The sequence below is a fragment of the Qipengyuania flava genome, assembly GCF_011762005.1.
Classification (GTDB): domain Bacteria; phylum Pseudomonadota; class Alphaproteobacteria; order Sphingomonadales; family Sphingomonadaceae; genus Qipengyuania; species Qipengyuania flava.
Genome location: NZ_JAASQU010000002.1, coordinates 539,499 through 565,424, shown reverse-complemented (window position 1 = coordinate 565,424; position 25,926 = coordinate 539,499). Strand labels below are relative to the sequence as shown.

29 protein-coding genes are annotated in these 25,926 nt (G+C 64.9%); 19 read left to right on the top strand and 10 right to left on the bottom strand.

All coding sequences use genetic code 11. The annotated features are described in order from the left end of the window. Positions 1–20 precede the first annotated feature (20 nt). Together cutA and FHS69_RS09375 are read right to left on the bottom strand one after the other, a co-directional pair. Entirely contained in the window at positions 21–326 is a 306-nt protein-coding gene (gene cutA, locus FHS69_RS09380; protein ID WP_166777474.1) for a divalent-cation tolerance protein CutA, read from the bottom strand. Then, on the bottom strand, positions 323–1,348 hold the full coding sequence (locus FHS69_RS09375) for a COX15/CtaA family protein (RefSeq protein WP_166777473.1): 1,026 nt from the start codon (positions 1,346–1,348) through the stop codon (positions 323–325). Before FHS69_RS09375 ends, cutA begins: the two co-directional genes overlap by 4 nt. Positions 1,349–1,489: 141 nt before the next feature. Here FHS69_RS09375 and FHS69_RS09370 point away from each other — a divergent pair, with 141 nt between their 5' ends. From FHS69_RS09370 to FHS69_RS09350, 5 genes are all read left to right on the top strand, one after another. Then, a complete protein-coding gene (locus tag FHS69_RS09370) occupies positions 1,490–1,894 on the top strand; it encodes a MerC domain-containing protein (RefSeq protein ID WP_067465331.1) in 405 nt (134 codons plus the stop codon). Positions 1,895–1,904: 10 nt separating this feature from the next. Beyond that, a complete protein-coding gene (gene thiS, locus FHS69_RS09365) occupies positions 1,905–2,879 on the top strand; it encodes a sulfur carrier protein ThiS (RefSeq protein ID WP_166777472.1) in 975 nt (324 codons plus the stop codon). A gap of 18 nt (positions 2,880–2,897) precedes the next feature. Continuing rightward, on the top strand, positions 2,898–3,194 hold the full coding sequence (locus FHS69_RS09360; RefSeq protein ID WP_166777471.1) for a GNAT family N-acetyltransferase: 297 nt from the start codon (positions 2,898–2,900) through the stop codon (positions 3,192–3,194). A gap of 61 nt (positions 3,195–3,255) precedes the next feature. After that, on the top strand, positions 3,256–3,783 hold the full coding sequence (locus tag FHS69_RS09355; protein ID WP_166777470.1) for a hypothetical protein: 528 nt from the start codon (positions 3,256–3,258) through the stop codon (positions 3,781–3,783). Positions 3,784–3,827: 44 nt separating this feature from the next. Continuing rightward, positions 3,828–4,934: a calcium:cation antiporter gene (locus FHS69_RS09350; RefSeq protein ID WP_067503365.1), complete on the top strand. Its 1,107-nt coding sequence runs from the start codon at positions 3,828–3,830 to the stop codon at positions 4,932–4,934. Here the strand turns inward: FHS69_RS09350 and FHS69_RS09345 are convergent. The 3 genes from FHS69_RS09345 to FHS69_RS09335 all read right to left on the bottom strand — a co-directional run bounded on the left by FHS69_RS09345 (position 4,931) and on the right by FHS69_RS09335 (position 9,572). After that, complete coding sequence (locus FHS69_RS09345; RefSeq protein WP_166777469.1) at positions 4,931–6,733, bottom strand: AMP-binding protein; 1,803 nt, start codon at positions 6,731–6,733, stop codon at positions 4,931–4,933. The genes FHS69_RS09350 and FHS69_RS09345 overlap by 4 nt on opposite strands. A gap of 84 nt (positions 6,734–6,817) precedes the next feature. Further along, on the bottom strand, positions 6,818–8,533 hold the full coding sequence (gene ggt, locus FHS69_RS09340; protein ID WP_166777468.1) for a gamma-glutamyltransferase: 1,716 nt from the start codon (positions 8,531–8,533) through the stop codon (positions 6,818–6,820). Positions 8,534–8,543: 10 nt separating this feature from the next. Then, positions 8,544–9,572 (bottom strand): quinone-dependent dihydroorotate dehydrogenase, encoded by a 1,029-nt coding sequence (locus FHS69_RS09335; RefSeq protein ID WP_243844604.1) that lies wholly within the window; start codon positions 9,570–9,572, stop codon positions 8,544–8,546. Between the two features lie 393 nt (positions 9,573–9,965). Between FHS69_RS09335 and FHS69_RS09330 the strand changes: the two genes are divergently transcribed. The 9 genes from FHS69_RS09330 to FHS69_RS09290 all read left to right on the top strand — a co-directional run bounded on the left by FHS69_RS09330 (position 9,966) and on the right by FHS69_RS09290 (position 16,970). Continuing rightward, positions 9,966–10,886 carry a helix-turn-helix transcriptional regulator gene (locus FHS69_RS09330; protein WP_166777466.1) on the top strand — a complete coding sequence of 307 codons (921 nt, stop codon included), beginning with the start codon at positions 9,966–9,968 and terminating at the stop codon, positions 10,884–10,886. 90 nt (positions 10,887–10,976) lie between these two features. Next, on the top strand, positions 10,977–11,387 hold the full coding sequence (locus tag FHS69_RS09325; RefSeq protein WP_067465358.1) for an SUF system Fe-S cluster assembly regulator: 411 nt from the start codon (positions 10,977–10,979) through the stop codon (positions 11,385–11,387). Next, complete coding sequence (gene sufB / locus FHS69_RS09320) at positions 11,384–12,865, top strand: Fe-S cluster assembly protein SufB (protein WP_166777465.1); 1,482 nt, start codon at positions 11,384–11,386, stop codon at positions 12,863–12,865. Before FHS69_RS09325 ends, sufB begins: the two co-directional genes overlap by 4 nt. After that, positions 12,862–13,392, top strand: coding sequence for a DUF559 domain-containing protein (locus tag FHS69_RS09315; RefSeq protein ID WP_166777464.1), 531 nt, complete (start codon positions 12,862–12,864; stop codon positions 13,390–13,392). The genes sufB and FHS69_RS09315 overlap by 4 nt, the downstream gene beginning before the upstream one ends. A gap of 1 nt (position 13,393) precedes the next feature. Continuing rightward, positions 13,394–14,143 carry a Fe-S cluster assembly ATPase SufC gene (sufC, locus tag FHS69_RS09310; protein WP_166777463.1) on the top strand — a complete coding sequence of 250 codons (750 nt, stop codon included), beginning with the start codon at positions 13,394–13,396 and terminating at the stop codon, positions 14,141–14,143. Next, positions 14,136–14,894, top strand: coding sequence for a SufD family Fe-S cluster assembly protein (locus FHS69_RS09305; RefSeq protein WP_166777462.1), 759 nt, complete (start codon positions 14,136–14,138; stop codon positions 14,892–14,894). The genes sufC and FHS69_RS09305 overlap by 8 nt, the downstream gene beginning before the upstream one ends. Further along, positions 14,891–16,108, top strand: coding sequence for a SufS family cysteine desulfurase (locus FHS69_RS09300; RefSeq protein WP_166777461.1), 1,218 nt, complete (start codon positions 14,891–14,893; stop codon positions 16,106–16,108). Before FHS69_RS09305 ends, FHS69_RS09300 begins: the two co-directional genes overlap by 4 nt. After that, positions 16,105–16,611 (top strand): SUF system Fe-S cluster assembly protein, encoded by a 507-nt coding sequence (locus FHS69_RS09295; RefSeq protein WP_166777460.1) that lies wholly within the window; start codon positions 16,105–16,107, stop codon positions 16,609–16,611. Before FHS69_RS09300 ends, FHS69_RS09295 begins: the two co-directional genes overlap by 4 nt. Beyond that, positions 16,611–16,970 carry a HesB/IscA family protein gene (locus FHS69_RS09290; RefSeq protein WP_166777459.1) on the top strand — a complete coding sequence of 120 codons (360 nt, stop codon included), beginning with the start codon at positions 16,611–16,613 and terminating at the stop codon, positions 16,968–16,970. Before FHS69_RS09295 ends, FHS69_RS09290 begins: the two co-directional genes overlap by 1 nt. Positions 16,971–16,988: 18 nt before the next feature. Here FHS69_RS09290 and FHS69_RS09285 read toward each other — a convergent pair whose 3' ends face one another. The 3 genes from FHS69_RS09285 to FHS69_RS09275 are packed head-to-tail and all read right to left on the bottom strand — an operon-like array spanning position 16,989 to position 19,080. Then, the gene (locus FHS69_RS09285; RefSeq protein ID WP_166777458.1) at positions 16,989–17,918 is read right to left on the bottom strand and encodes a hypothetical protein; all 930 of its coding nucleotides are present in this window, start codon (positions 17,916–17,918) and stop codon (positions 16,989–16,991) included. Between the two features lie 60 nt (positions 17,919–17,978). After that, positions 17,979–18,395 (bottom strand): hypothetical protein, encoded by a 417-nt coding sequence (locus FHS69_RS09280; protein WP_166777457.1) that lies wholly within the window; start codon positions 18,393–18,395, stop codon positions 17,979–17,981. Beyond that, positions 18,388–19,080: an EI24 domain-containing protein gene (locus tag FHS69_RS09275; RefSeq protein WP_208380275.1), complete on the bottom strand. Its 693-nt coding sequence runs from the start codon at positions 19,078–19,080 to the stop codon at positions 18,388–18,390. The genes FHS69_RS09280 and FHS69_RS09275 overlap by 8 nt, the downstream gene beginning before the upstream one ends. A gap of 112 nt (positions 19,081–19,192) precedes the next feature. Between FHS69_RS09275 and FHS69_RS09270 the strand changes: the two genes are divergently transcribed. After that, positions 19,193–20,188: an adenosine kinase gene (locus FHS69_RS09270; RefSeq protein ID WP_166777456.1), complete on the top strand. Its 996-nt coding sequence runs from the start codon at positions 19,193–19,195 to the stop codon at positions 20,186–20,188. A gap of 104 nt (positions 20,189–20,292) precedes the next feature. On the opposite strand, the gene FHS69_RS09265 is transcribed toward FHS69_RS09270, so the two are convergent. Together FHS69_RS09265 and purD are read right to left on the bottom strand one after the other, a co-directional pair. Then, positions 20,293–20,967, bottom strand: a complete 675-nt coding sequence (locus tag FHS69_RS09265) for a hypothetical protein (RefSeq protein ID WP_166777455.1) — start codon at positions 20,965–20,967, stop codon at positions 20,293–20,295. A 35-nt stretch (positions 20,968–21,002) separates the two neighbouring features. Beyond that, positions 21,003–22,277, bottom strand: a complete 1,275-nt coding sequence (gene purD, locus FHS69_RS09260; protein WP_166777454.1) for a phosphoribosylamine--glycine ligase — start codon at positions 22,275–22,277, stop codon at positions 21,003–21,005. On the opposite strand from purD, the gene xseA reads away from it, so the two are divergent. Genes xseA through FHS69_RS09240 form a run of 4 tightly spaced genes read left to right on the top strand, consistent with a single transcriptional unit; the run spans position 22,276 to position 25,916 of the window. Continuing rightward, positions 22,276–23,757: an exodeoxyribonuclease VII large subunit gene (gene xseA, locus FHS69_RS09255; protein ID WP_166777453.1), complete on the top strand. Its 1,482-nt coding sequence runs from the start codon at positions 22,276–22,278 to the stop codon at positions 23,755–23,757. The genes purD and xseA overlap by 2 nt on opposite strands. A 23-nt stretch (positions 23,758–23,780) precedes the next feature. After that, entirely contained in the window at positions 23,781–23,990 is a 210-nt protein-coding gene (locus FHS69_RS09250; RefSeq protein ID WP_067465404.1) for a DUF2093 domain-containing protein, read from the top strand. Further along, positions 23,987–24,898: a peptidoglycan DD-metalloendopeptidase family protein gene (locus FHS69_RS09245; protein ID WP_166777452.1), complete on the top strand. Its 912-nt coding sequence runs from the start codon at positions 23,987–23,989 to the stop codon at positions 24,896–24,898. Before FHS69_RS09250 ends, FHS69_RS09245 begins: the two co-directional genes overlap by 4 nt. Positions 24,899–24,935: 37 nt before the next feature. Continuing rightward, a complete protein-coding gene (locus tag FHS69_RS09240) occupies positions 24,936–25,916 on the top strand; it encodes an esterase-like activity of phytase family protein (RefSeq protein WP_166777451.1) in 981 nt (326 codons plus the stop codon). The last annotated feature ends 10 nt before the right edge of the window (positions 25,917–25,926 follow it).

Genomic DNA, 25,926 nt, shown 5'->3' with positions numbered 1-25,926 from the left:
ATCCCCCCGATCGCCCGGCGTTACAATGCGCCGAGCCAGTGCCGCGTCGCGGCCCCCACCGCGTCACAGTGCCAACCCATTATTGCGGGCGTGTCATAGGGGTGCAAGTCCTCAAGCAGGGCGATTGCGTCTTCGAGCCGCGTGGCGGAGGTCTTGAACAGGCATGGCACTTCATCGGCCGTGTCGACGACCCCTTCCCATGCGAAGACCGAACGAACTTGGGGCCCGATGTTGATGCAGGCGATCAGCCCTGCCTCGATCAGCTGCCGACCCACCCTTTCGGCGTATTCCGGATCGGGGAAAGGGCAATAAATCAGCGCGCTCATATGCGGCGGCCAAGGACATGCGCGCCCCAGGCGAAGCTCGCGACCAGAAGCGCTCCGACGACTTGGTGCGCGACCGCAACCCACAGCGCCACCCCGGTCCAGACCGTTGCAATCCCGAGGATGATCTGGGTCCCGAATGCCGAATGGATCGCGATCGAGGCGGCTCGCGCAAGGGGCTTGACCCGGCGCGCCATCACCACGAGCGCGGCGACTGCGATCCATGCCCACCAGCGATGGAGGAAGTGAATCAAGTACGGGTCGTGTGTGACCGCCCAGAACATGCCTTGGGACGCGTCGTATTCGGGCACGAACCGTCCCTGCATCAACGGCCAGCTGTCCGAAGCGAGGCCAGCGTTCAAACCGGCGACCCATGCGCCGAGCAGCAACTGGACGAACAGGATGACGCCCACCCAGTTCGCCGTGCTGGTCCAGCGGGCGGCCGCGGTATTGCCTGCGGCCAGTTGGCGCAGATCGAGCGCGGTCCAGATAAGACCGCCCAACGTGAACAGCGCGGTCAGCAGGTGGATCGATAGCCAGAAATGGCTGACGTCGGTCATCGTGCCGGCGAGCCCGCTGCGTACCATGAACCAGCCGAACACGCCCTGCAGCCCGCCGAGCGCAAGCAGTGCGACCAGTCGCGCCTTGTATCCGCGCGGGATCGCCCCGCGAATCCAGAACCACGCCAGCGGCACCGCGAAGGCCAGCCCGATCAGGCGCCCCAGCAGGCGATGGAACCATTCCCAGAAGAAGATGAACTTGAAGGCCTCGAGATCCATCCCTGCGGGGCCGGTGACGTTCTTGTACTCCCCGGTCGCTTTGTAGAGATCGAACTCTGCCTGCCACGCGCTTTCGGACAGCGGCGGGATCGCGCCGGTGATCGGTTTCCATTGCGTGATCGATAGCCCGCTCTCGGTCAGCCGGGTTATCCCGCCAACCGCGACCATCAGGACGACCATGACGGCGACGACCATCAACCAATTGGCGATGGCGATTGCTCGGGTGGGATTGCGCACATGGGTCATGCGCCTGTCTCTGGTTTCGCGCGACAGCGCGCGCAAGTGCAAATCGGGAAAGCGCTGCGCACCGCCGCGCAACCGATCGAATTTCGACACCCGCACCGGTTTTGCTTGAAACAAGATACAACATAACATAGCTGCACCCGCATGTTGGAACGTGCCATATCGCCGATTCGTCGGAGGCTCGACCGTGCGGGTATCTTCCTGTCGGGCGCCTGTGCGTTGCATTGCCTGCTCTCGATCCTGCTGGTTTCCGGGCTGGGATTGGGGGGCGAGCTGTTCTTTGCGCCCGATATCCATCGCGTCGGCCTGGTGCTGGCCACGCTGATCGCCGGGGTCGCGATCGGCTGGGGGGCGCTGCGGCACCGAATGGCGGCTCCATTCGTGATCGCGATGACGGGGCTGACCTTCATGGGCGGCGCATTGGCCGTTCCGCACGGAGTCAAGGAAGCGGTGCTGACGATCATCGGCGTAGCGCTGGTTTCGCTCGGCCACATCCTCAACCTGCGCCACGCGCACACCACCGCTTGCAAGGAGCGCTGCGGCGACTAAGTCGGGCCGCATGATTGCCCTTATCGTCAACGGCGAAACCCGCCGCACCGCAGCGACCACCATCGCCGAACTCGTCCGCGAACTCGATCTCGACCCCGCGAAGGTGGCGGTTGAACACAATGGTACGATTGCCCCGCGCAGCGAACTCGAGCGCCATGCGATCGCCGAGGGCGATACGCTGGAAATCGTTCATTTCGTCGGCGGCGGGCAGCAGGACGATGACAGCTGGACGGTGGCCGGGCGCACTTTCAAGAGCCGCCTGATCGTGGGGACGGGCAAGTACAAGGATTTCGAACAGAACGCAGCGGCGCTCGAGGCTTCGGGTGCGGACATCGTCACCGTGGCTGTGCGCCGGGTCAATGTGAGCGATCCGAAAGCGCCCATGCTGACCGACTATATTGACCCCAAGAAGGTCACCTATCTTCCCAACACAGCGGGCTGTTTCAATGCGGACGAGGCTATCCGCACGTTGCGACTGGCGCGCGAGGCGGGTGGCTGGGACCTCGTCAAGCTCGAGGTACTGGGCGAGGCCCGCACGCTCTATCCCGACATGCGCGAAACGCTGACCGCGACCGAGACGCTGGCGAAGGAAGGCTTCCTGCCGATGGTCTACTGCGTGGACGATCCGATTGCGGCCAAGCAACTCGAAGATGCGGGTGCGGTGGCGGTCATGCCGCTCGGCGCACCGATCGGATCCGGGCTGGGGATCCAGAACCGCGTGACGATCCGCCTGATCAAGGAAGGGGCGAGTGTGCCGGTGATCGTCGATGCCGGGGTGGGCACCGCCAGCGACGCCGCGATCGCGATGGAGCTCGGTTGCGACGGCGTGCTGATGAACACGGCGATCGCCGAGGCGAAGGACCCGATACGCATGGCGCGGGCAATGAAACTGGCCGTCCAGGGGGGGCGCGATGCCTATCTTGCCGGTCGCATGGCGACGCGCAAATATGCCGATCCCTCGAGCCCCTTGGCGGGTCTCATCTAGACCGAAGGAAGGCAGATCATGTGCCGGACTGCTATCACCCGCGAAGAAGGGGCATCGAAGGGACGCTACGTCTATCGGCCGGAAGATGGTGGCGAATCGGCGGAACTGACCTATTCGCGGGTAAGCCCGACGCGGATCATCGTCGATCATACGGGCGTTCCCGATTCGCTCAGGGGACAGGGCATCGGCCAGGCGCTCGCCCGCGAGGCTGTCGAGGATGCACGGGCCGATGGCGTCCGGATCATTCCCCTGTGCCCTTTCTTCAAGGCGCAGGCCCAGCGCCATCCCGAATGGCACGATGTGGTCGAGATCTGACACGCTTACGGCTTCTTAACCATCTTTGGTGACACTCGCCCCTGCAACAGGGAGTGCCGCCATGGCCGTCACGGGTACTGCATCGCTGACCATCGCCGAAATGCGTGAATTTGCCGGTCTTACCGCCGCAGAGCAGCGCTACATACGGCGCAGTCTCGACATCGGGTTGGGTCGCTGCGACGCGTTCCGGACCTGGGGACGCAGCTCGGCCGAGAATGCCGCGATTCGCAGCCAGTATGTCGCCTATCAGGAACTCAAGGCGTTGCGCGGCGCGATCCCCGAACAGTCGGGCTTCGACCATGTCGAGGGGTTCCTCGGCAAGCTCACGCGGGTTGCTGCGTTCGATCTCGCGCAGGAACGGATCGAAAGCTTCTCCGCCTTCCGTTTCCTCTATGAACGCCTGCTTTGCGCCGACGTCCGGCCGTGGCTGCCGAGCGCATTCTGCGCTGCCGCGGCATTGCCGCAGATCCGTCCGAGGCGGCGCAAGGTATTGCTCCAGTCGCTGAGCGAAGCGGCGGCAACCGCCTCGGGCTGGAGCGATCGCGCCCCGAGTTTCTACCCCGAGTTCATCGCGGAAGTTGCTGCCTAGCCAAAGCGGTTTCCCGCGCGGGCAATCGTCGCTAGCTGGGAAGAATGATTTCTCCGGCATCGGACTTGCGCCTCCTGCGGCCCTTCGGGCTCACCCTGTGGACGGTGATCGCGCCCGCACTGGCGGTGCTGGCGATCGGGTTGGGCAAGCCCGCGGGAGCGGTCTCCGCGCTCGTCATGGGGCTACTGCTCGGCGCGGCAATAATGGCCGCGGTGTATCACGCGGAGATTCTCGCGCATTATCTTGGTGAGCCCTTCGGTACACTGGTACTGGCAGTTGCCGTCACTGTCATCGAAGTCTCGCTGATCGTGTCGATCATGCTGGGTGAAGGCGCGCAGGCGCAGGCTCTGGCACGTGACACGCTGATCGCCGCGATCATGATCACGATCAACGCCATCGTCGGCATCTGCTTGCTCGCGGGCGGGCGTATCCACCACGAGCAGTCCTATACGCAGTCAGGGGTCAGCGCCGGGCTCGCAATGCTGGCGACGCTGTCGGTGCTCACGCTGATCCTGCCCAATTTCACCACTAGCGCCCCGGGGGCGTTTTACGAAACCAAGCAGCTTGTCTTCGTCGCGGTGGTCTCGTTGCTGATCTATGCGACCTTCGTGATGGCGCAGACCATTCGTCATCGCGACCACTTCCTCCACCAGATCGCCGATGCAAACGATCACGCGCATGAGGATGCAGTTGCGCCCACCAAGGCATTGGCGGCAGGCGGGCTTCTGTTGGTTGCCTTGATCGGGGTGGTCTTTCTCGCGAAGAACCTTTCGCCCATGATCGAAGGCGCAGTTGCCTCGGCCGGTTTGCCGCGTGCGCTGGTCGGCATCATCATCGCCGCGCTGGTGCTTGCCCCCGAAGGATTTGCCGCGTTGCGAGCCGCGCGCGCCAATCGCGTCCAGACCAGCCTCAATCTGGCAATCGGATCGGCGCTGGCCACGATCGGGCTGACCATTCCCTCGGTCGCCATCGTCGCGCTTGTGCTCGGGCTCGAGCTCGAACTGGGCCTGTCGATGAAGTCGACAGTGCTGCTGGCCCTCACTCTGCTGGTCGCCACGCTCACGTTGTCACGCGGGAGGACGACGATCGTGCAGGGTGTCATCCACCTCGTGATCTTTGCGACCTATCTGTTCACGACGATCGTGCCCTAGGCGCGGTAAAGCTTCTCCAGCCGCTCGCCATAGCGATCCTTGATCTTGTGGCGGCGGATTTTCATCGAGGGGGTCATCTCCTCGTTCTCGATCGAGAAGGGCTCGTCAGCAAAGGCGAACTGGCGAACCTTCTCGACCACCGACAGGTCCTTGTTCACGCGGTCGACCGCAGCGCGCACCGCATTGCGGTATTCGGGCAGTTCCTCGAGCTGCTTGCAGTCGAACTGCTTGCCCTGCGCGCGGCACCATTCGAGCGTCCATTCGGCATCGGGAACGATCAGCCCGACGACATAGGGTTTGCGGTCGCCTGCCACCATCGCCTGGCCGATCTCGGGCTGCAGCGTGAGCATGCCCTCGACCTTCTGCGGGGCGATGTTGTCGCCCTTGTCGTTGACTATCATGTCCTTCTTGCGATCGGTGATCACGATCCGGCCCTGGTCGTCGAGATGGCCGATGTCGCCCGTATGCAACCAGCCGTCCTTGATGGTGCGTTCGGTTTCGCTTTCATTCTGCCAGTAGCCGTGCATCACCAGTTCGCCACGCACGAGGATCTCGCCGTCCTCGGCTATGCGGATGTCGACCCCGCGCATGGCCGGGCCGACCGAATGCATCGCGATCCCAGCAGCGGGCCGGTTGCAGCTGATCACCGGGCCGGCCTCGGTCTGGCCGTATCCCTGCAGCATCGTCAGGCCCATCGCCTCGAAAAAGATACCGACTTCGGGATTGAGCGGAGCTCCGCCCGAAACCATGGCCTTGATCCGCCCGCCGAACCGCTGGCGGATTTTCGGCTTGAGCAGGCGCGCGACCGCGAATTCCTTGACCCCGTCGCCCAGCTTGCGTTCGCCCGCGGCGCGCCGTTCGCCGACTTCGAGCGCAGTGTCCATGAGCGTTTCGGCGATCCCGCCCTGCTTGCGGATCTGCTTCATGATCCGCGTGCGCAGCACTTCGAACAGGCGCGGGACCACGACCATGATGGTCGGTCGGGTTTCCTCGATATTGCTGGCGAGCTTTTCGAGTCCTTCGGCGTAGTAGATCTGCGCGCCGACGCCGATCGGGAGGAATTGCCCGCCGGTATGCTCGTAAGCGTGGCTCAGCGGCAGGAAGGACAGGAAGCGTTCGTCCTGATCGATCCCGAAATCCTCGATCAGGATTTCCGCCGCGCCCGCCGAATTGCACAGGATCGCGCCATGGTGCTGCAGCACACCGCGCGGCGCCCCGCCGGTGCCGCTTGTGTAAATGATGCAAGCGGTGTCGCCGCGTGAAATGCCGGCAATGCGCTTGTCGACCGCCTTGCGCGCCGCGGCGGGATCGCCTGCGAGCATCTGGTCCCATCTGTGGAAGCTGAAGCTGCCCGACTGCTGGCGGTGCAGGTCTTCGATCCCGATGACATGCTCGGCCACGCCCGAAGCCTGCAGCGCGCCGTGCAACGGCCGCAGCAGTTTCTCGGTCGAGACGATGACCGCTTTGGCTCCCGAATTGTCGAGAATATGAACGTGATCGCGTTCGGTGTTGGTGATGTAGGCGGGGACGGTGATGCACCCCGCGGCCATGATCGCGAGATCGGCGATACACCATTCGGGGCGATTTTCGGATACCAGGCAGACCCGGTCGCCATCCCTGAGCCCCAGGCCCCGCAGGCCCTCGGCGAGCAGGCAGACACGATCGGCAGCCTCGCGCCAGCTTATGGTCTGCCATTCTCCCTCGCGCTTGGCGCCGAGAAAGGGAAAGTCACCCTTTTCGTCCGCGCGTTTGAGGAAAAGTTCGACAAGATTGTTGGCGGAATCGATATCCGACAGCACGGCAGGCTCCTCAGCGGTTCTGTTCTCAGATTGACCCAGAGCGCAAGGCTTAGGCCGCCACCGATCCTACGGCAAGCGATGGCATCAGGGGATTTCGATCTGCCCCTGCAGGCGCGGATCGCGCGCGCTTTCCCAGCCATCCGCCCCGCGCAGCACCGCGCCACCTTTCACCGGGGCTTCGCGAACCAGCACCTCGCCATGGCCGAGCGCACGAAACGCTTCCGCCTGCTCCTCGAGCCAGGTGCCCTGTTCGAGCAGGAGGCGGTCGCCAAAGGCCATGATGAAGGGAAGCGCGAGAATTTCCTGAGCCGAAAGGCCGAAATCGATCGCACCGATGATGCTGCGTGCGGTCTGCACGGGAATGGTGCTGCCACCTGCAGCACCTACCGCGAGGAAGGGCTGCCCCTGCGGATCGTAGACCACGGTCGGCGCCATCGAGCTGCGCGGACGCTTGTCGGGCTCTACGCGGTTTGCGACCGGGCGACCGTCGACCTCGGGCGAGCGACTGAAATCGGTCAGTTCGTTGTTGAGGAAAAAGCCGCCGGCCATCAGACCGGACCCGAAGGCCCCCTCGATGGTCGAGGTATAGCTGATCATCACCCCGCTCCCGTCGACGACCGCGAAATGCGACGTGCCGTGTTCCTCGGGCTCGTCGCCATCCGCGAGCGACCGGTCTGCGCCGGGGGGCGTGCCCGGTTGTGCCTCGGCAAGCCGCGCATCGGCGGCGATCAGGGCACTTCGGCCCGCCAGATATTCGGGATCGACAAGGCCGGGCAGCGGGACCGAGACAAAGTCGCTATCTGCGAGGTAGAGTTCGCGATCGGCATAGGCGAGTCGCTGCGATTCGACGAACAGATGCCAGGTGCGCGGGTTGCGCAGCCCCATTTCGGCGAGGTCGAAACGTTCAAGCTGGCCGAGCATCTGCAGCACGGCTACGCCTCCGGAGGTGGGCGGCCCCATCGCGCAGATGCGATAGGCGCGATAGCTGCCGCAGACCGGCTCGCGTTCCTTTGCCTCGTAACCGGCGATATCGGCGGGGGTCATCGCGCCGGCGTGCGGCGTATCATCGGCAACGGTGCTGGCAATCTCTTGCGCCAATGCCCCGGAGTAGAAAGCGCCCGGCCCGGCTTCGGCGATGGTCTCGAACGTCTTGGCGAGCGTTTCGTTGACGATGATCGCGCCCACCGGGCGCGGCTCGCCCGAAGCCTGGAAATACAGCGCGCGTGCCGCAGCGGAATGCGCCGAACGGTCCTTCGCGCTGGCGAGCATTCCATTGAGGCGCGGGTTCACCTCGAACCCATCGCGCGCGAGTTCAATGGCCGGTGCGAAGAGGTCGGCCCATGGCAGCTTGCCATGCGCTGCATGCGCCTTGGCAGCCAGGGCGATATTACCGGGCACCCCGACCGAAAGGCCGCTGCGCACCGATTCGCTGCGCGGGGGCAACTTGCCCGACGCGTCGAGAAACCATTCGGGCGTGGCGCCCGCCGGTGCGGTTTCGCGCCCGTCGAAGGTGCTGACCACGCCATCGGCAGTGCCGCGCACCATGAACCCGCCGCCGCCGATCCCCGAGCTTTGCGGTTCGACCACCGTAAGCGCCAGCATAATTGCAATGGCGGCATCGGTCGCACTGCCGCCCCTTGCGAGCATGGCTTCGCCTGCGGCCTGTGCCCGTGGATCGGCAGCGCTGACCGATCCGGCGAAGGACGGTGCGGGTTCTGCGGGCGCGGATGCGATTTGCGGCGGGGTCGCGCAACCGGCGAGGGTAACTGCCAGCAGCGACAGGGGGAGCATGATCTTCATCGGGGTGACGCTATTCGCTTCCGACCGCTTCGGCAATCGAAGCGAAGCCATCGCGCCGCATCAAGGCTTCGAGCCCCCGCAGGATGCGGCGCGGGAGGCCCGGACCACCGTAAACCATGGCGCTGTACAGCTGCACCAGGCTGGCGCCCGCACGGATGCGGGCCCAGGCGTCTTCCGCACTGGCGATCCCGCCGACCCCGACCAGCGGGATCGCACCCCCGGTCGCTTTGCGGAAGTCGCGCAGGCGCTGCTGGGCAAGATCGCGCAATGGTGCGCCCGAAAGCCCCCCGGTCTCTCGGGCATTGGCAGACAGGAGCGCGGGGCGCGTAATGGTCGTGTTGGAAACGATCAGCGCGCCCAACTTACGGTCGAGGGCGATGCGCGCAATCGCGTCGATGTCCGCCGACTCGAGATCGGGCGCAACCTTCAAGAAGACGGGGGGCCCCGCAGTGCCACGCGCTTCGATGACGGCATCGAGCAGACCGGTAAGCGCGCCTTCGTCCTGCAAGGCCCGCAATCCGGGCGTGTTGGGGCTGGAGATATTCACTGCGAGGTAGGAGGCGAGCGGTGCCATCACGCGAGTCATGGCGACATAGTCGGCGATTCGATCTTCGCTGTCCTTGTTGGCGCCGACGTTGATGCCCACGATCCCCGGCCGACCGGCGCGGCGCACGAGCCGATCGCGCGCTACTTCCGCACCGCCATTGTTGAAGCCCATCCGGTTGATCACCGCGCGGTCCTCGACCAGGCGAAACAGCCTCGGCCTTGGATTGCCTGCCTGCGGTCGCGGGGTGATCGATCCTACCTCGGCGAATCCGAAGCCGAGGCCGAGCAATTGATCGGGAACTTCGGCATCCTTGTCGAACCCGGCGGCCATGCCCAGCGGGTTGGGAAAGCCGAGCCCGGCGACATCGATCGCGAGCGCGCCGGCTGCGGGCAGCCCGCGGCGACCTGCCAGCGCAAGTGCGCGCACGGTCAGCCGATGCGCGCGTTCGGGATCGATTGCGAAGAGGGCGGGGCGGGCGAGGTCGAACAGCATGCCCCGCGCCATGCCGCGCGGCGCGGAATGTGTCGAGATTGGCAATCGGATTCGCCCACATCGCGGGCGCAGTCACCGGGCGAATCTGCGTAGGCTTCCTTAGGGACCATCCCTGATCCTGTCGCTTGCATACAATCAATCCGGCGAGACTCGGCCTAACACGCCCTTGCGACCCGAAGGGCTCGGAGCATTTCTGCAACGAGTTCTCGACTTCAAGGGGGGAGACCTTTCGGGGTCGCCCCCCCTTTTTTTATTGCCGAATCCACGCGTTCGCCTGCGACTCGCAAGGCACCGCCGAACCAGCCTGAACGCATTGTTTACTAAGCGATTGCGCTTCGTGCCTCGCTGACGTATTTGTACAATTCGTGTGGAAGTAGACATGGGGCCGGGGGGTTGTCGGTTTTGCCGGGTGGCGAGGCGCCGCATTCATTCGAATTCGTAGCGGCGCCGACCGATCTCGCGCCCTACCTCAACTCTCTTTACATCTGGCGTCTGGGTGACGAGCAGCTCGACGATGTGTTGCCGGCCTATTCGGGCCAGATGGTGGTCTTCGCCAAGGGCGTCGGGCGAATGCAGTTCGACGACGAGGTCGCCGAAACCAGCGACGCCTTCTTTCTCGCCCCGCTTTGCCAGGCGCGCAATTTCAGCGTCAACGGTCCTGCCGTGCTGTTTGGTGCGTCGATCAACTTCCGTGGTTGGGCGGCGCTTTCCGGCCTTTCGGTTCACGATTATCACGATTGCTTCCTCCAGCCCGGCACCGTTCTGGAAGACAGCACTGCGCAGACCCTGTCCGGCCTGGCGCAACGCTGGAGCGCCGGCGAAGTCGACGATGCGGCGCTGCTCGACGCGATGTGCGACATCATTCGTCGCGGGTTGTCGCGCCTGCCGGAACAGCATCTGACGGTCATCGACAAGACGCTCGAGTGGTTGTCGAGCTCGTTCAAGCCCGAGCTCGATGATCTCTACGCCCGTCTTCCTTACTCGAAACGGCAGGCGCAACGGCTCGTAGCGCAGTTCTTCGGCCAGTCACCCGTGCGGCTGGTGCGTCGCTATCGCGCGGTGCGCGCGGCCACGCTGCTATCGATGCCGCAATTGCCCGAACTGATCGAAGCCGAGATTCGCGAAGCGTTCTATGACCAGGCGCATCTGATCAAGGAGATCCGGTTCTTCACCGGAAGAACGCCCAAGCGCCTGATGCCTGGTGCGGGTTCGAGCATCAACGAAATGCTCGGCCCCGATGGCTACAGCTCGGTCAATCTCTTCGGCTCGGGCGAGAGCGAACAACTGGGCAACGATCCGCTCGACGACTTCTGACTGCTAACGACTCGCAAGAGGCTGTTTGCCGTTGAAAAACGGCGGGCAGCCACCTAATTGGCCAATCGGAACAATTTGGTCCGATTTGATATGCGCCTTTCCAACCTCGCCGATTATGCCGTCGTCGCAATGTGTGCGGCATCGCGCCATTGCGGCGGGGCGAAAACCAGCGCGGCCGAGCTTGCTGCCGAAACCGGCCTGCCGGTGCCCACGGTGCAAAAGCTGGTTAGCAAGCTGTCGGCGGCAGGATTGCTGCGATCGAGCCGTGGTGCGGGTGGCGGGTTGCAGCTCGCCCGACCGGCGGCGGCGATCACGGTCGCCGATATCGTCGAGGCGGTCGAAGGGCCGATTGCCCTGACCGCCTGCGTCGAAGGGGCAGATTGCTCGGTCGAACACGAATGTCAGGTCAAACCGCATTGGCCGGTCGTCAACGAGGCATTGCGCGGTGCACTGGCGGCGATCCCGCTGACCCAGCTGGCGCGCGAAAGAGAGATTGCATGAGCGAAGACATCGACATCCAGGATCGCGAAGCGCGCGAGGCAGCCGAAAAGGCGGCCGAGTACGAGCACGGCTGGTCGGCGGATATCGAGACCGAATTCGCCGAGAAGGGGCTGACCGAAGACACGGTTCGCTTCATCAGCGCGAAGAAGGGCGAGCCCGAGTGGATGCTCGACTGGCGCCTCAAGGCCTTCCGCCTGTGGCAGGAAATGGTGGAGCCCGACTGGGCGAAGCTCGGCTATCCGGCGATCGACTATCAGGACGCCTATTACTACGCGGCCCCGAAGAAGAAGGTTGAGCTCGAATCGCTCGACGAGCTCGATCCCGAGATCAAGTCGGTGTACGACAAGCTCGGCATTCCCGTGGCGGAACAGGAAGTTCTCGCCGGGGTCAAGGGAGCCCGCAAGGTCGCGGTCGATGCGGTGTTCGACAGCGTCAGCGTGGCCACCACTTTCCGCGAAGAACTCAAGAAAGCGGGCGTGATCTTCCTCTCGATCAGCGAGGCGGTGAAGGAATATCCCGAGCTGGTGAAGAAGTGGCTCGGCAAGGTGGTGCCGCAGCATGACAACTTCTTCGCAACGCTGAACAGCGCGGTCTTTTCGGATGGCACCTTCGTTTACATCCCCGAAGGCGTGCGCTGCCCGATGGAGCTTTCGACCTATTTCCGCATCAATGCGGAGAACACCGGCCAATTCGAACGCACGCTGATCGTTGCCGAAAAGGGCAGCTATGTCAGCTATCTCGAAGGTTGCACCGCGCCGATGCGCGATGAGAACCAGCTCCACGCCGCCGTGGTCGAGCTCGTTGCGCTCGAAGATGCCGAAATCAAGTATTCGACCGTCCAGAACTGGTATCCGGGCAATTCGGAAGGCGTCGGCGGGATCTACAACTTCGTCACCAAGCGCGGCCTGTGCCAGGGTGCGCGCAGCAAGATCAGCTGGACGCAGGTCGAAACCGGCAGCGCGGTGACGTGGAAATACCCGTCCTGCGTGCTCAACGGTGAAGACAGCGTGGGCGAGTTCTACTCGGTCGCGGTGACCAACAATTACCAGCAGGCCGATACCGGCACCAAGATGATCCACAATGGCAAGGGCTCGCGCTCGACCATCATCTCGAAGGGTATCTCGGCGGGCAAGTCGAACAACACTTATCGCGGCATGGTTCGGGTCGCGGCCAATGCCGACGGCGTACGCAATCGCACCGAATGCGATTCGCTGCTGATCGGCGACCAGTGCGGCGCGCATACCGTGCCCTATATCGAGGTGAAGAACCCCGGCGCGCAGATCGAACACGAGGCGACCACCAGCAAGATCAGCGACGACCAGCTGTTCTACGCCATGCAGCGCGGGCTCGATGACGAGGAAGCGATGGCGCTGATCGTCAACGGCTTCGCCAAGGACGTGCTCAAGGAACTGCCGATGGAGTTTGCCGTCGAAGCGCAGAAACTGCTGGCGATCTCGCTCGAAGGGAGCGTGGGGTGACCGAACGCAAGACCCTCCAGCTTCGCGATTCCAGCGAAGGCGCCGACGTCGCCCCCGTGCTCAAGAAAAAGGGCCGCGGGTGGGAGATTTCGGAGAAGCGGCTCGACAAGATCCACGAGCGCGCGCGCTACCTGCGGCGGCATTCGACCGAGGCACACAAGGCGCTTGCGGCGCGCTTCGCCAAGGAAGATTTCGGCAAGTACAAGTTCACCCGCCACACCGTAGTCGGATCGGCAATCCTCGACTTCGTCTCGCATCCCCTCGGCCTCGCCATCGCGATCGACGAGGAAGGCCAGGACGATCGCGTAGCCAAGCGCCGCGACAAGAGTCTCGCAAGCGTGGGCGTCGAGGTGTTCCGCATCCCTGCGGCCACCATCCTCGACGATGTCGAGGCGGCGATGCAGCCGATCTTCGCCGCGATGAATGCGCGCTACCGCGACAAGGAAACCGCACGCCGCGCACACCAGTCCAAATACGGTTCGACGCCGCGGCGCACCCGCCCGGCCCGTCGCGACGACAGGAAGTAACATGCTGAAAATCGACAATCTCCACGCCGAAATCGACGGCAAAGCCATTCTCAACGGCCTCACGCTGACCGTACCCGCGGGCGAGGTTCATGCGATCATGGGCCCCAATGGCGCGGGCAAGTCCACGCTTGCCTATGTGCTTGGCGGTCGACCCGGTTACGAGGTGACGCAAGGATCGGTCGAGTTCAACGGCGTGGATCTGCTCGATCTGGAACCGCACGAGCGCGCCGCTGCAGGGCTTTTCCTCGGCTTCCAGTACCCGGTCGAAATCCCCGGCGTTTCGAACCTGCAATTCCTTCGCGAAGCGCTCAACGCGCAGCGTCGCGCCCGCGGCGAGGAAGCGCTGACCGGGGGCGAATTCCTCAAGCTTGCCAAGGACCGCGCCGGGCTGCTCAAGCTCGATCCGGACATGCTCAAGCGCCATGTGAACGTGGGCTTCTCAGGCGGCGAGAAGAAGCGCGCCGAGATGGTCCAGATGGGCATCCTCGATCCGAAGTTTGCCGTACTCGACGAAACCGACAGCGGGCTCGATATCGACGCCCTGCGTGTCGTCGGCGACGGCATTAACGCGATCATGCGTGCGCCCGACAAGGCGGTGCTGCTCATCACGCACTACCAGCGCCTGCTCGACGTGGTGAAGCCCGACAAGGTCTCGATCCTGTCGCAGGGCCGCATCGTGCAGACCGGGGGCCCCGATCTTGCCGTGCGCCTGGAAAGCGAAGGCTACGATGCGGTGATGGCGGATGCCTGAGGCCGGTACCCTTCCCACCCGGCGCGAGGAAGCGTGGCGCTATTCTGCAGTCGAACGGCTGCAGGGCGAGGCGCTCGATGCCTGGCGCACGATCGACGTTCCCGCGGGCGAGAGCTTGCGCGATACGCTGGTGATCGCCGACGGCGAGGACACCTCTCCGACAGAACTGCACCGCTGGCGGGTGACGCTGGGCGAGGGCGCGCGTTGCGAGCTGTTCGCGGTGCTCGCAGCGGCCGAATACGCACGGCTCGAAATCGAGGTTACGCTCGGCAAGGGCGCCCATTTCGAATTCGGCGGGATCACTGTCGGCGGCCGCGACACGGTGCGCGAATTCGTCACCCGCACGATCCACGCCGAGCCCGAAGCGACCAGCAACCAGACTGTTCGCGCGGTCCATTGGGGCCACGGCACGGGCAATTTTCTTGGCAATATCGACGTCGTGCGCCACGCGCAGAAGACCGATGCCGCGCAGGACTTCAAGGGCCTGTTGCTCGAGAAAGGCGCCAGCGTGAACGCCGTGCCGCAACTGGAGATCTTCGCCGACGACGTGAAATGCGCGCATGGGGCCAGCGTTGGCCAGCTTGACGAAACCGCGCGTTTTTACATGGCGGCACGTGGTCTCTCGCCCGATCTTGCGCGCCGATTGCTCGTCCAGGCCTTCGTCGGCGATGCGCTGGTTGCGCTCGAAGACGAGGAACTGCGCGAGAGGATGATGCGCGTGGCGCTCGACAAGGTGGACAAGGCGCTGTGACCGACGCGGCGACTCTGACCCGCAAGGCGGATTTTCCCGGGCTGGTCGCGCCCGACGGTTCGCCGTGGCATTATCTCGACACGGCGGCTTCGGCGCAGAAGCCGCAGGCCGTGGTCGATGCGATGAACCGCGCGCTGGGCAGCGATTATGCGACGGTCCATCGCGGGGTTTATGGCCGCAGCGCACAGATGACGCTGGGCTACGAGGCCGCGCGCCGGCGCGCCGCCGATTTCATGGGTGCCCGATCCGAAAATGAGATCGTCTTCGTGCGCGGCGCGACCGAGGCAATCAATCTCGTCGCAGCGAGCTGGGGCATGGCCAATATCGGCGAGGGCGACCGCATCGTCCTCTCCACGCTCGAACACCATTCGAACATCGTGCCCTGGCAGATGGTCGCCGAGCGCACGGGCGCGCAGATCGACGTCTGCCCGCTGACCGAAGACCACCGCATCGATCTCGGTGCGCTCGAAGCGCTGCTCACTCAGCGCACCAAGCTGGTTTCGCTGGCGCATGTCTCGAACGTGCTCGGCAGCGTGCTCGATGCGCGCGCCGCGGCGGACCTCGCCCATTCGGTCGGCGCGAAGATCATGCTCGACGGCTGCCAGGCCGCACCGCGCATGGCGCTCGACATGGCCGCGCTCGATTGCGATTTCTACGCTTTCTCCGGCCACAAACTTTACGGTCCGACTGGGATCGGCGTGCTGTGGGCGCGCGAGGACATCCTCGATGCCATGCCTCCCTGGCAGGGCGGCGGCGCGATGATCGACCGCGTGACTTTCGAAAAGACCACCTACGCGCCACCACCGCAGCGTTTCGAGGCCGGAACGCCAATGATCACCGAGGCGATCGCGCTCCACGCGGCGATAGACTACGTCGACGCGCTGGGCCCGAATCAGCTTTTTGCGCATGAAAGCGCATTGGCGAGGCAGCTGCGCGACGAACTGCGGTCGCTCAACTCAGTGACGCTGTACGGGCCGGAAGAAAGCGCGGGCATCGTTAGCTTCGCGATCGAGGGGGTTCACCCGCACGATCTCGGCACCATATTGGATGAAGAGAACGTCGCGATCCGTGCCGGGCACCATTGCGCGCAGCCGCTGATGGATCATCTCGGCGTAACCGCTACTGCCCGCGCCAGCTTTGGATTGTATTCCGACGAAACCGACATTGCCGCATTGCTGCGCGGCATAGACCGCACCCAGAGGATCTTCGGATGAGCGAAGAAACGAATACCGATCAGGATTTCATCGCCGCGCCTTCGCCGGCGGATGTCGCAACCGGCAAGCCGCCGCGTGCGCGCGTGGAAGACGCCGTCGACGAGGAAGAGACGGCGCGCGCGACGATGGAGCGCAAGCGCGACTATCTCGAAGGCTTCCTTGCGAAGAAGCCCGAAGAAGAGAGCGCGGCTGGTCCCGGCGGCAAGCTGCAGCAGGCGGTAATCGATGCGTTGAAAGAGATCTACGATCCGGAAATCCCGGTGAATATCTACGATCTCGGGCTGATCTACGGGGTCGAGGTCGATGACGAAAGCGATGTGACAGTCACCATGACGCTGACCACGCCGCATTGCCCCGTGGCCGAAACCATGCCGGGCGAAGTTGAACTGCGTGCCGCAAGCGTGCCGGGCGTACGCGATGCCGAAGTCAATCTCGTATGGGATCCGCCGTGGGGTCCGGACAAGATGACCGATGAGGCGCGCCTCGAGCTGGGGATGCTGTAATGAGCGAGACCAAGACCCGCCCCGCACCCAAGGCCGCCGTGGTGCTGACCGAGGCTGCAGAGCAACGCGTGGCCGATCTGATGGCGCAGGCGCCGGCCGATGCGATCGGCGTGAAGCTGTCGACTCCGCGTCGCGGCTGTTCGGGCTTCGCCTATTCGGTCGACTACGTCACCGAGGAAGCCAAATTCGACGAGAAGATCGAAACGCCCGGTGGCACGTTCTATATCGACAGCGCCAGCGTGCTGTACCTGATCGGCAGCACGATGGATTGGGTGGAAGACGATTTCACTGCCGGCTTCGTGTTCGAGAATCCCAACGCGAAGGGCGCATGTGGCTGCGGCGAAAGCTTCATGGTCTAGGCGCCGCAGCGGCCCGCGTCAGTCCTCGGCGAGAAAATCGAGCAGCGCGCGCTCGTAAGCGTCGACCCGGCCGTCCGCATCGATCTGCGCATCGAGCCATTCGCGTTCGGCATGCGTGACCGCTTCGGCGGCAACCACGTCTTCGAGCCGCGACGTACCGTTATCGCGCCGCCCGAAAACCTGGCCGAACGCAGCGGGCGAGGCTTTCGCCATTCGGCCGAGGAACCCGCCCACGCTTGAGCGCGATTCGTTCATGAAGTGCTCGAGCTCTTGCGCGCGTTCATGGCTGATCTGCGCATTGCTGTCGCTGTATCCTTGCAGGTAATTCGCCACACCCTGGACGAACAATTGCTGCCATTCGGGTGCATTGTCGGCCTCAAGCGTTGCATCCTTCAACCGGAACAGCATTTCGGCCTCTTTCCGGCCGACCGCCGCCTGACGCTCGCTCGCCGGTGCGAAGATTGCGCGGCGCAGCAGCTTCACCTCGGCTGCAGTGACGTTCCCCGCAGCGAGTTGCCCGCCATCGCGCGTCGGACCCGTCCCCTCGAGAACCGCCAGTTCCATCTGCGAGATCGCATAGTCCTTGAGCGCCTGCGGGACGTTGCTCGCACGTTCGAACACGCGGACCAGCAGCTCGACTTCGGACATCGAACACAGCGACCCGTCATGGTCGATCTGCATCATCAGCCATGACGCGTTCTCACGATCGACATAGCCCGCCGGCGCGCGCTGATTGACGACATACTCGCCCAGCGCTTCGACAAAGAAATCGACCCATTCGCTGCTCTTGCTCTCCAGCTGGCGGTCGAGCGCAAAAATCGCCTCAGCCTCGGCCTGCGAAATGCGTCCGTCAGGCCAGGCTTCGCGGCGCAGGACGAGTATTTCCTCCGCCGACACCTTCCCGTTGGCGCCGACTTTCTTCGCCAGTTCACCGAAATGCACGCTCATATGGATCGAACTCCCGCAATCTGTTGCGGACCGATCTACGCCTGCATGCTTAAAAGCGGGTTAGCGGCGCAGAGCGCGTACGCAAGCGGCGCGATCGACATCCAGACCGTCGCTGGCGCGGCGTGCATCGACATAGGTCGCGCTGGGTTCGCCGCCGGGCCGCAAGGGATAAAGATAGACATCGAGCACGCAGGCCTCGCCGGTGAATTGCAGCTTCTTCGCGTCGCCTTCGGTGACATTGAGTCGCGGGGCGCCGAAGAGGTTGGCAAGCGCGGTTTCGTTACGCCCGATCACGCCCTCGAGCCCGCGGACATTCATCACCCGCGGGGCTCGAAACTCCGGTGTCGAGGGTGCCACGCGCACGTCTTGCGGGGGCGGTGCAGAGGGAGTTTGCCGTGCAGGCGGCGTGCTTCCCGGAACCGGTCCGGTGGCGCAAGCGCCCAGCAGCGGGAGCAGGAAGAGAACGGCTTTACGCATGCATGTCTTTCTCTCGGGCGCGATGCACCAAGTGGGTTGCGCTGGCAGCGCCCAATATCGGGGCAAGAAGGTTGAGGAAAGGTATGGCGAGGACTCCGACCACCACCAATCCGAGCAGGAAACGCGTTCCGGCGTCCAGCGGTGCGCGCTCGCCGGCCTGATCGCGATAGCGCAGCCACACCGCGTCCTGCAGTTCGCGACCGACCAGAAGCGCATTGACGGCAACGAAGACCGCGGCTGCGCCCAGCCCGGTCGCCAGCAGGAGGCCGGCCACCGGCAGCGCCAGCAGATTGGCAAGAAGCGTGCGCCCCAGCGAGCGCAGCGCATGCCCCATTTCTTCGCCGAAGCCGGGTTGCCGCGCCGCATTGGCGGACTGCGGATAATGGCGCGCCTCGACCGCGCGGACAACTTCGTCGGCATGGAATTGCAACACGAACAGCGCGACGACGCGAAACAGGAACCAGCCGGCGACAAGCGTGCCCGCCGCCGCGGCCAGCGCGCCTAGCCCGCCGGTTTCCATGCTCGTGGCGCTGTCGATCGCGGTTTCCAAACCCACGTACAGTGCCACGCCGCCAAGCAGGAAAATTGCCAGCGTGATCGCCGTGGTCTTGCCGAGCACCCTGAGAATGGCCGGGTCGCCAAGCTGGGCGAGCGCAAGGGCAAGGGCGCGGGGCAGCGACATCATCGAACCCGAGCGATGCGCGCCGTGCCTGGCCAAGTCAACGCCAGCCTTGGCCTTTGCGCGATGAGCCGCTAACCGCGCCCGACGCACCGACTGCCCTTCTCCCGGAGTATCCATGACCGACCCCCGCTACGACGTAATCGCCATCGGCAACGCCATCGTTGACGTGATGGCCCCCTGCGATGAGGAGCTGATCGACGAGCTCGGCCTCAACAAGGGCGGGATGACGCTGGTCGATGAGGACGGCGCACGCCGCCTTTACGACGCGATGGGCCCGGCCAAGGAAATCTCCGGCGGATCGGCGGCGAACACGCTTGCCGGGATGAGCGCGCTCGGTGCGCAATGCGCGTTCGTCGGCCAGGTAGCGACCGACCAGCTCGGCGACGTCTTCAGCCACGACATCCGCGCAGTCGGAATCGATTTCGACACACCTGCGCGTGAAGGCCAGCCCTCGACCGCGCGCTGCCTCATATTCGTCACGCCCGATGGCGAGCGGACGATGAACACTTTCCTCGGGGCCAGCCAGTTCCTCCCGCCCGCGGCGCTCGATGACGAACTCATTGCCAGCGCGGGCATCCTCTACCTCGAAGGCTATCTGTGGGACCCCGAAGAGCCGCGCAGCGCGATGCGCCGGGCGATCGAGGTTGCACGCGATGCCGGTCGCAAGGTCGCCTTTACCGCGAGCGAGAGCTTCGTCATCGACCGCCATGGCGACGATTTCCGCGCGCTGATCGAAGAGGGCAAGATCGACATCCTCTTCGTCAATGAAAGCGAACTGGCGACGCTGACCGGCGAAGCGGATTTCGACGCGGGGCTCGCCATGCTGCAGGACAAGGTCCCCGTGCTGGTCGCCACACGCAGCGCCAAGGGCGCGGTGGGCATCGCCAACGGCACGCGCGCCGAAATTGCCGCCGAACCGATCGACAAGGTCGTCGACACTACCGGCGCGGGCGATCTCTTCGCAGCGGGCTTCCTCACCGGCCATGCGCGCGGCGAGAACCTCGAAACCTGCCTGCGCATGGGCGCCATCTGCGCCGCCGAGATCATCTCGCACTACGGCGCCCGCAGCGAAGCTGACCTAAAGGCGCTGGTTGCCGAGAAACTGGGCTAATTAAGCTACTTTCAGGTCACTCCGGCCTTGATCCGGGGTGACGTGCAGGGTGTTCTAATTGGGCCGAGCGGCAGGGGCCTCGTCCGGCCCCACACGGCCTACCGCTACTGCGCTCGCTTCCAACCCGCCGGAATGCCCTGTTCGAGAACACTGGGGAGAAGACGCGCGATGTATTCCTCGCGGCTGACTCGCTGGTCGCCATTATTGTCGAACGCATCGATCCATGTGTCAGCGTCGGCCAACCGCTGTCGGCTCCGACTACCGTCGTTTTCGATACGGCGTATTTTCATCGGAGGTTGCTCGCCGCTCTCGATAAAGCCCGAGCCGTCTTTGTCGTTCAGCTGGAAACTGCGCGACAGAAACTCCTCGGCCTCGGTCACCGTGGTGGCTTGCTGAGCCGGGGCCGAAGTCACCGCCTGAAAGATGAGCACCAATATGCCTGCGATCATAGCCATCCCTCCCAATCCAGTACCGAGGAGGAAGAGGTTCTTCCCCTTCATCCCCGGGAGAGATTGGTTTTGAATTTGCGGGGCGGGAAGGTCCATTTTCTGGGGTACCAGAGATTGGTCGCGATTCTCGTGCTCTGCGAGGATGCGGGCGGCATCAAGCGTCGTCGAGACCCCCAGCTTGAGGCGCGCCGTTTTCAATCGCTTGTCGACCGCATGCGTCGAAATATCGAGCGCGCGGGCGACCTCCTTCGAAGTTTCCGGCAGCATCTTTCGGCGCAGGCAAACCTTCTCGTTCTCAGTCAGCCTGAGAACCGGGTCGTCAGGTTTCATATGGCGTTTTCCGGGGGGTGCAATCTGATCGCTCTTCAACCCCGCTCCCGCCGCACCTCACGCTGGCCGATGTCGCGGCGGCAGAAGCCGTCGGGGAAGCTGATCGCATCGACCGCTTCATAGGCTTTCGCCTGCGCGTCGGTGGCGCTGGCCCCGCGCGCCGTGATATTGAGTACGCGGCCGCCGCTGCTGGTCAATGTTTCGCCCTCGAGCTTCGTGCCGGCGTGGAAGACCTTGGCGCCGCCGGCCTCGGCCTCGCCCAGAGCGATCGTGCCGCCCTTCTTTGGCGTGCCGGGGTAGCCCTCGGCCGCCATAACCACGATCAGCGCGAAATCGTCGGATAGCACCGGCTCGCCGATGTCGCCCAAGCGCCCTTGCGCGCAGGCCTTCATCAGTTCGACCAGATCGCTTTCCAGCCGCATCATCAGCACCTGGCATTCGGGATCGCCGAAGCGCGCATTGTATTCGATCAGTTGCGGGCCGTCCTTGGTCAGCATCAGCCCGGCATAGAGCACACCCGAATAGGGCGTACCCTCGGCGGCCAAGGTGCGCACCGTTGGCTCGACGATCTCGCGCATGACCTGTGCCTGTAGCGCTTCGCTCAGCACCGGGGCGGGGGAATAGGCGCCCATGCCGCCGGTATTGGGTCCGGTGTCGCCCTCGCCCACGCGCTTGTGATCCTGAGCGGTGCCGATGGGGACGATCGCCGAGCCATCCGTCAGCGCGAAGAAGCTCGCTTCCTCGCCCATGAGAAATTGCTCGATCACCACCTCGCTGCCCGCGCTGCCGAATTTGCCGTCGAACATCTCGTCGAGCGCGTGCTGGGCCTCTTCATAGGTTTCGGCAATCACCACGCCCTTGCCCGCGGCCAGTCCATCGGCCTTGAGCACGAAAGGCGGATCGAAGCGCTTGAGCGCGCCCCACGCCTGTTCGAGCGAAACGCAGCGTTCGTAACGCGCGGTGGGAATATTGGCGCGCTGGCACAGCTCCTTGGTGAAGCCCTTGCTGCCTTCGAGCTGCGCCGCCTCGCGCGAGGGGCCGAAGGTGTCGATCCCCGCCACACGCAGCGAATCGGCAAGCCCGTCGACCAGTGGTGCTTCGGGCCCGATCACCACCAGGCCGATCGCGTGGTCGCTGCAGAAGGCCACGACGGCCTCGTGGTCCGCCACGTCGAGCGCGGTGCATTCGGCATGCTGTGCGATGCCCGGGTTGCCCGGCGCCGCCCACAGTTTGTCGCACAGCGGCGATTGCGCCAATTTCCATGCAAGCGCATGCTCGCGCCCACCCGAGCCAAGCAAAAGGATATTCATGGCCAGCCACTTCCCGTCAGAACCCGAAGATGCCGGACTGGTAGCGAAGGGGCGCTCGGGCGACAACGCCGAGCCGCTGACGGTCAGCGAAATTTCGCAGGCGCTCAAGCGCACCGTCGAGGATCGGTTCGGTTTCGTCCGCTTGCGCGGCGAGCTGTCGGGGGTGAAGCGCGCGGCGAGCGGCCACATGTATTGCGCGCTCAAGGACGAAAAGGCGGTGCTCGACGGGGTCATGTGGCGAGGCAACACCCAGCGACTGCCGTTCCAGCCCGAAGACGGGCTCGAAGTCGTCGCGAGTGGCAAACTGACCACCTATCCCGGGCGATCGAAGTACCAGATCGTGATCGAGCGGATGGAGCTGGCAGGCGAGGGTGCCTTGCTGGCGCTGCTCGAGAAAACCCGCGCGCGGCTGGCTGCCGAAGGCCTGTTCGCTTCGGAACGCAAGCGCGCGCTGCCCTTCCTCCCTCGGACCATCGGTGTGGTCACCTCGCCAACGAGCGCGGTGATTCGCGATATCCTCCATCGGCTTGCGGATCGCTTCCCCAGCAGGGTGATCGTGTGGCCCGTGCTGGTCCAGGGACAGGGCGCGGCGGAGCAGGTTGCCGGCGCAGTGCGCGGTTTCTCCGCCATGCCGGAGCATCATCCAGACCGCCCCGATCTGGTGATCGTGGCGCGCGGCGGCGGTTCGATCGAGGACCTGTGGAGCTTCAACGAGGAGGTCGTGGTGCGCGCTATCGCGGATAGCGCCATTCCCACGATCAGCGCGGTCGGTCACGAGACCGACACCACGCTGGCAGACTATGCCGCCGACCGGCGCGCACCCACCCCCACCGCCGCGGCGGAAATGGCGGTCCCGGTCCGTGGTGAACTCGCTGCGGTTCTGGCCGATTACGAGGCGCGCAAGAAGCGAGCGATCCTGCGCCCGGTGCAGCTTGGCCGCGAACGATTGCAAGCGCGGGCGGAGCGGCTGCCGGCACGCGAAGCGCTGCTTCAGCCCCATGCACAGGCGCTCGACGAACTCGCCGAGCGGCTGCGCCGCGGCCTGCGTGATCGGGCGGCACAGGGACGCGAGAGGCTATCCAACCTGCGGCTCGGCCCGGCGGTGCTCGAGCGGAACCTGCGCGAGGCGCACCGCGCGCTGGCGGGACAGAAGCTGTCTCCTGCACTGGTCGAGCGTCCGCTGGCCGAGCGACGCGAGCGGCTGGCCGCCCTGCAAAGGGTGATGCGGTCGCTCGATCCCGATACGGTGCTGGCGCGCGGCTATATCCGCGTCACGGGGCCGGATGGCACGACACTGACCGATCGCGCGGCCGCGGCGGCCCAGCCCAGCCTTACGCTCAAATTCCGCGACGGCGATCTGCAGGTGGCACCCGGCGAGACGCCTCCTCCCTCGCCCCCTCCCCAGCCGTCCCGCGCCGCGCCGCGCCGCCGCGTGCGGGATAGCGGAACCGCGCCAGCGCAGGATGATTTGTTCGGCTAAGGTCCACCTGCTAAGGCGCCGCCATGCTGATGAACAAGAATTCGGGCCCGTCGAATGGCGAGGCCAAGCTGCAATACGGCCCGTCAGGCTTTCGCGTGCTGCGCCCCGGCAATCACGTGTTTTGCGCGATGAGCGGCGTGCCGATCCCGCTCGAGGAATTGCGCTACTGGTCGGTCGAGCACCAGGAGGCCTATGCCAGCGCACAGCTGGCGACCGAGCGGCTGGCACCGTGACTGCCGCGCGGCTTGCGCCGCTGGTCCTGCTCGCCACCGCCTGCGTTCCTGCGGCGGAAGCGGATGTGTCGCGCAACGCCGAAGTGGTGCAGCCGGTGCGCGCAGCGCCTGCCCCGACACCGACACCGACGCCCAGCCCCGCGCCGACCCGCGCCGCGGTGTTCACTTTCGACGGCGAACTCGAGCAGGGCGGCTGGATCCGGGGGACAGTTCCCGGGGGAACGCGCGAAGCGCAGCTGGGCGAGGAGAAAATAACCTTCGACGAGGAGGGGCGCTTCTTCGCCGCGTTCGATCGCGATGCGCCCGCAACCCTCGAACTCACCGCGCGACTGGCGGACGGGCGGACAATTTCGAGCCCGCTGGCCATCGCGCGGCGCGCATGGAACATCGAACACATCAATGTCGCGCGGCGCCCGGGCGGGGCTTCGGCCAGCTTCATGCGCCGCCGCCAGCCCGAACTCGACGCGATCTGGAATGCGCGCCTGGAAGAAACCGGCGCAAGCGGTTGGCGACAGGATTTCATCTGGCCGGTCACCGGGCGCATCTCGGGCCGCTTCGGATCGCAGCGTGTCTATCGCGGGGAGCCGGGAAGCTATCATTCGGGGATCGATATCGCGCCTGGCAATGGAACGCCCTATGTGGCGCCTGCCGATGGCGTCGTGGTGCTCGCGGTCGACGATTTCAGCCTCGAAGGCAAGTTGCTGATCATCGATCATGGGCAGGGCCTCAACAGCGCTTTCCTGCACAGTTCGAGGCTCTATGTAACCGAGGGCGAAATGGTGCGGCAGGGGCAGCATATCGGCGATGTCGGGGCCTCGGGCCGCGCCACGGGGCCGCATCTGCACTGGAGCCTCAAATGGCGCAATTCGCGGCTCGACCCGCTCCTCTTCGCCGGTCCGATGGGCTGACCGGCTCGTCCCCGGCAACGGATTGCAGATAAGGCCCATGCGCCCCAAGCGCCTTCTTCTTGCCACCGCGCTCGTTTGCGCGCTCGCACCGGGCACCTGGCTGCGCTCGCCGCCGCCGCCGCGCGCATTGCAGGCCGAGGTCCGGCTGACGCCGATAGAAACACGGCGCGTCTCGCGCGGCCCCTTCACGCTGGTCGAAGGCTGGGAATTGAGCGGCGACCCGCTGCGGTTCGGTGGGTTCTCAGCTCTGGTGGCGCTTCCCGGTGGCCGTTTCCTCGCAGGCACCGATACCGGGCGCCGGCTCGAGTTCGACCGCCCCGACCACGGGCGGCGGCCCGGCGTGTTCGGCCCCTTCGAAAGCAATGAGACTGCCTACAAGAATGGGCGCGACCTCGAATCGCTCGCGGTCGATCCGGGCAGCGGCATTGTGTGGGCGGGTTATGAGTATCGCAATTCGATCGTCCGGCTCGACTCCGCGCTCCGGCCGGGGGAGGAAGTCTTTCCGGCATTGATGGCTGACTGGTCCGCCAATTCGGGGATCGAATCGCTGGTACGCCTGTCCGATGGCCGGTTCCTCGCGATCGAGGAGCGTCCGCGGCGCTGGCGCGGCTCGCGCCATATGGCGGTGCTGTTCGCCGCTGACCCGGTCGAGAATTCCGAGCCGCAAAGCGTGGTGATCGACCTGCCCGCAGGCTACCGCCCGGTCGATGCGACGCCTGCCGGCGAGGGACGTGCGCTGGTGCTCTTGCGGCGGCTGGATTGGGGTGTGCCACCCGGCTTCGATACGGCGATCGCCGAGGTGGATGTGGATTCGCCGAATGCCGACGGCATCGTGGCGGCCCGCATGCTGGCCGAATTCGGCGCTGCGATTCCGCGCGACAATTACGAAGGGCTGGCGGTTACCGAAGACGCGGATGGCATGCACCTCTGGCTGATCTCGGACGACAATTTCATGTCGTTCCAGCGCACCATGCTGCTCAAGCTTCGCTGGCAGCCACGCGAAAAGGCGCGCGAGTAGCCCTCGCGCG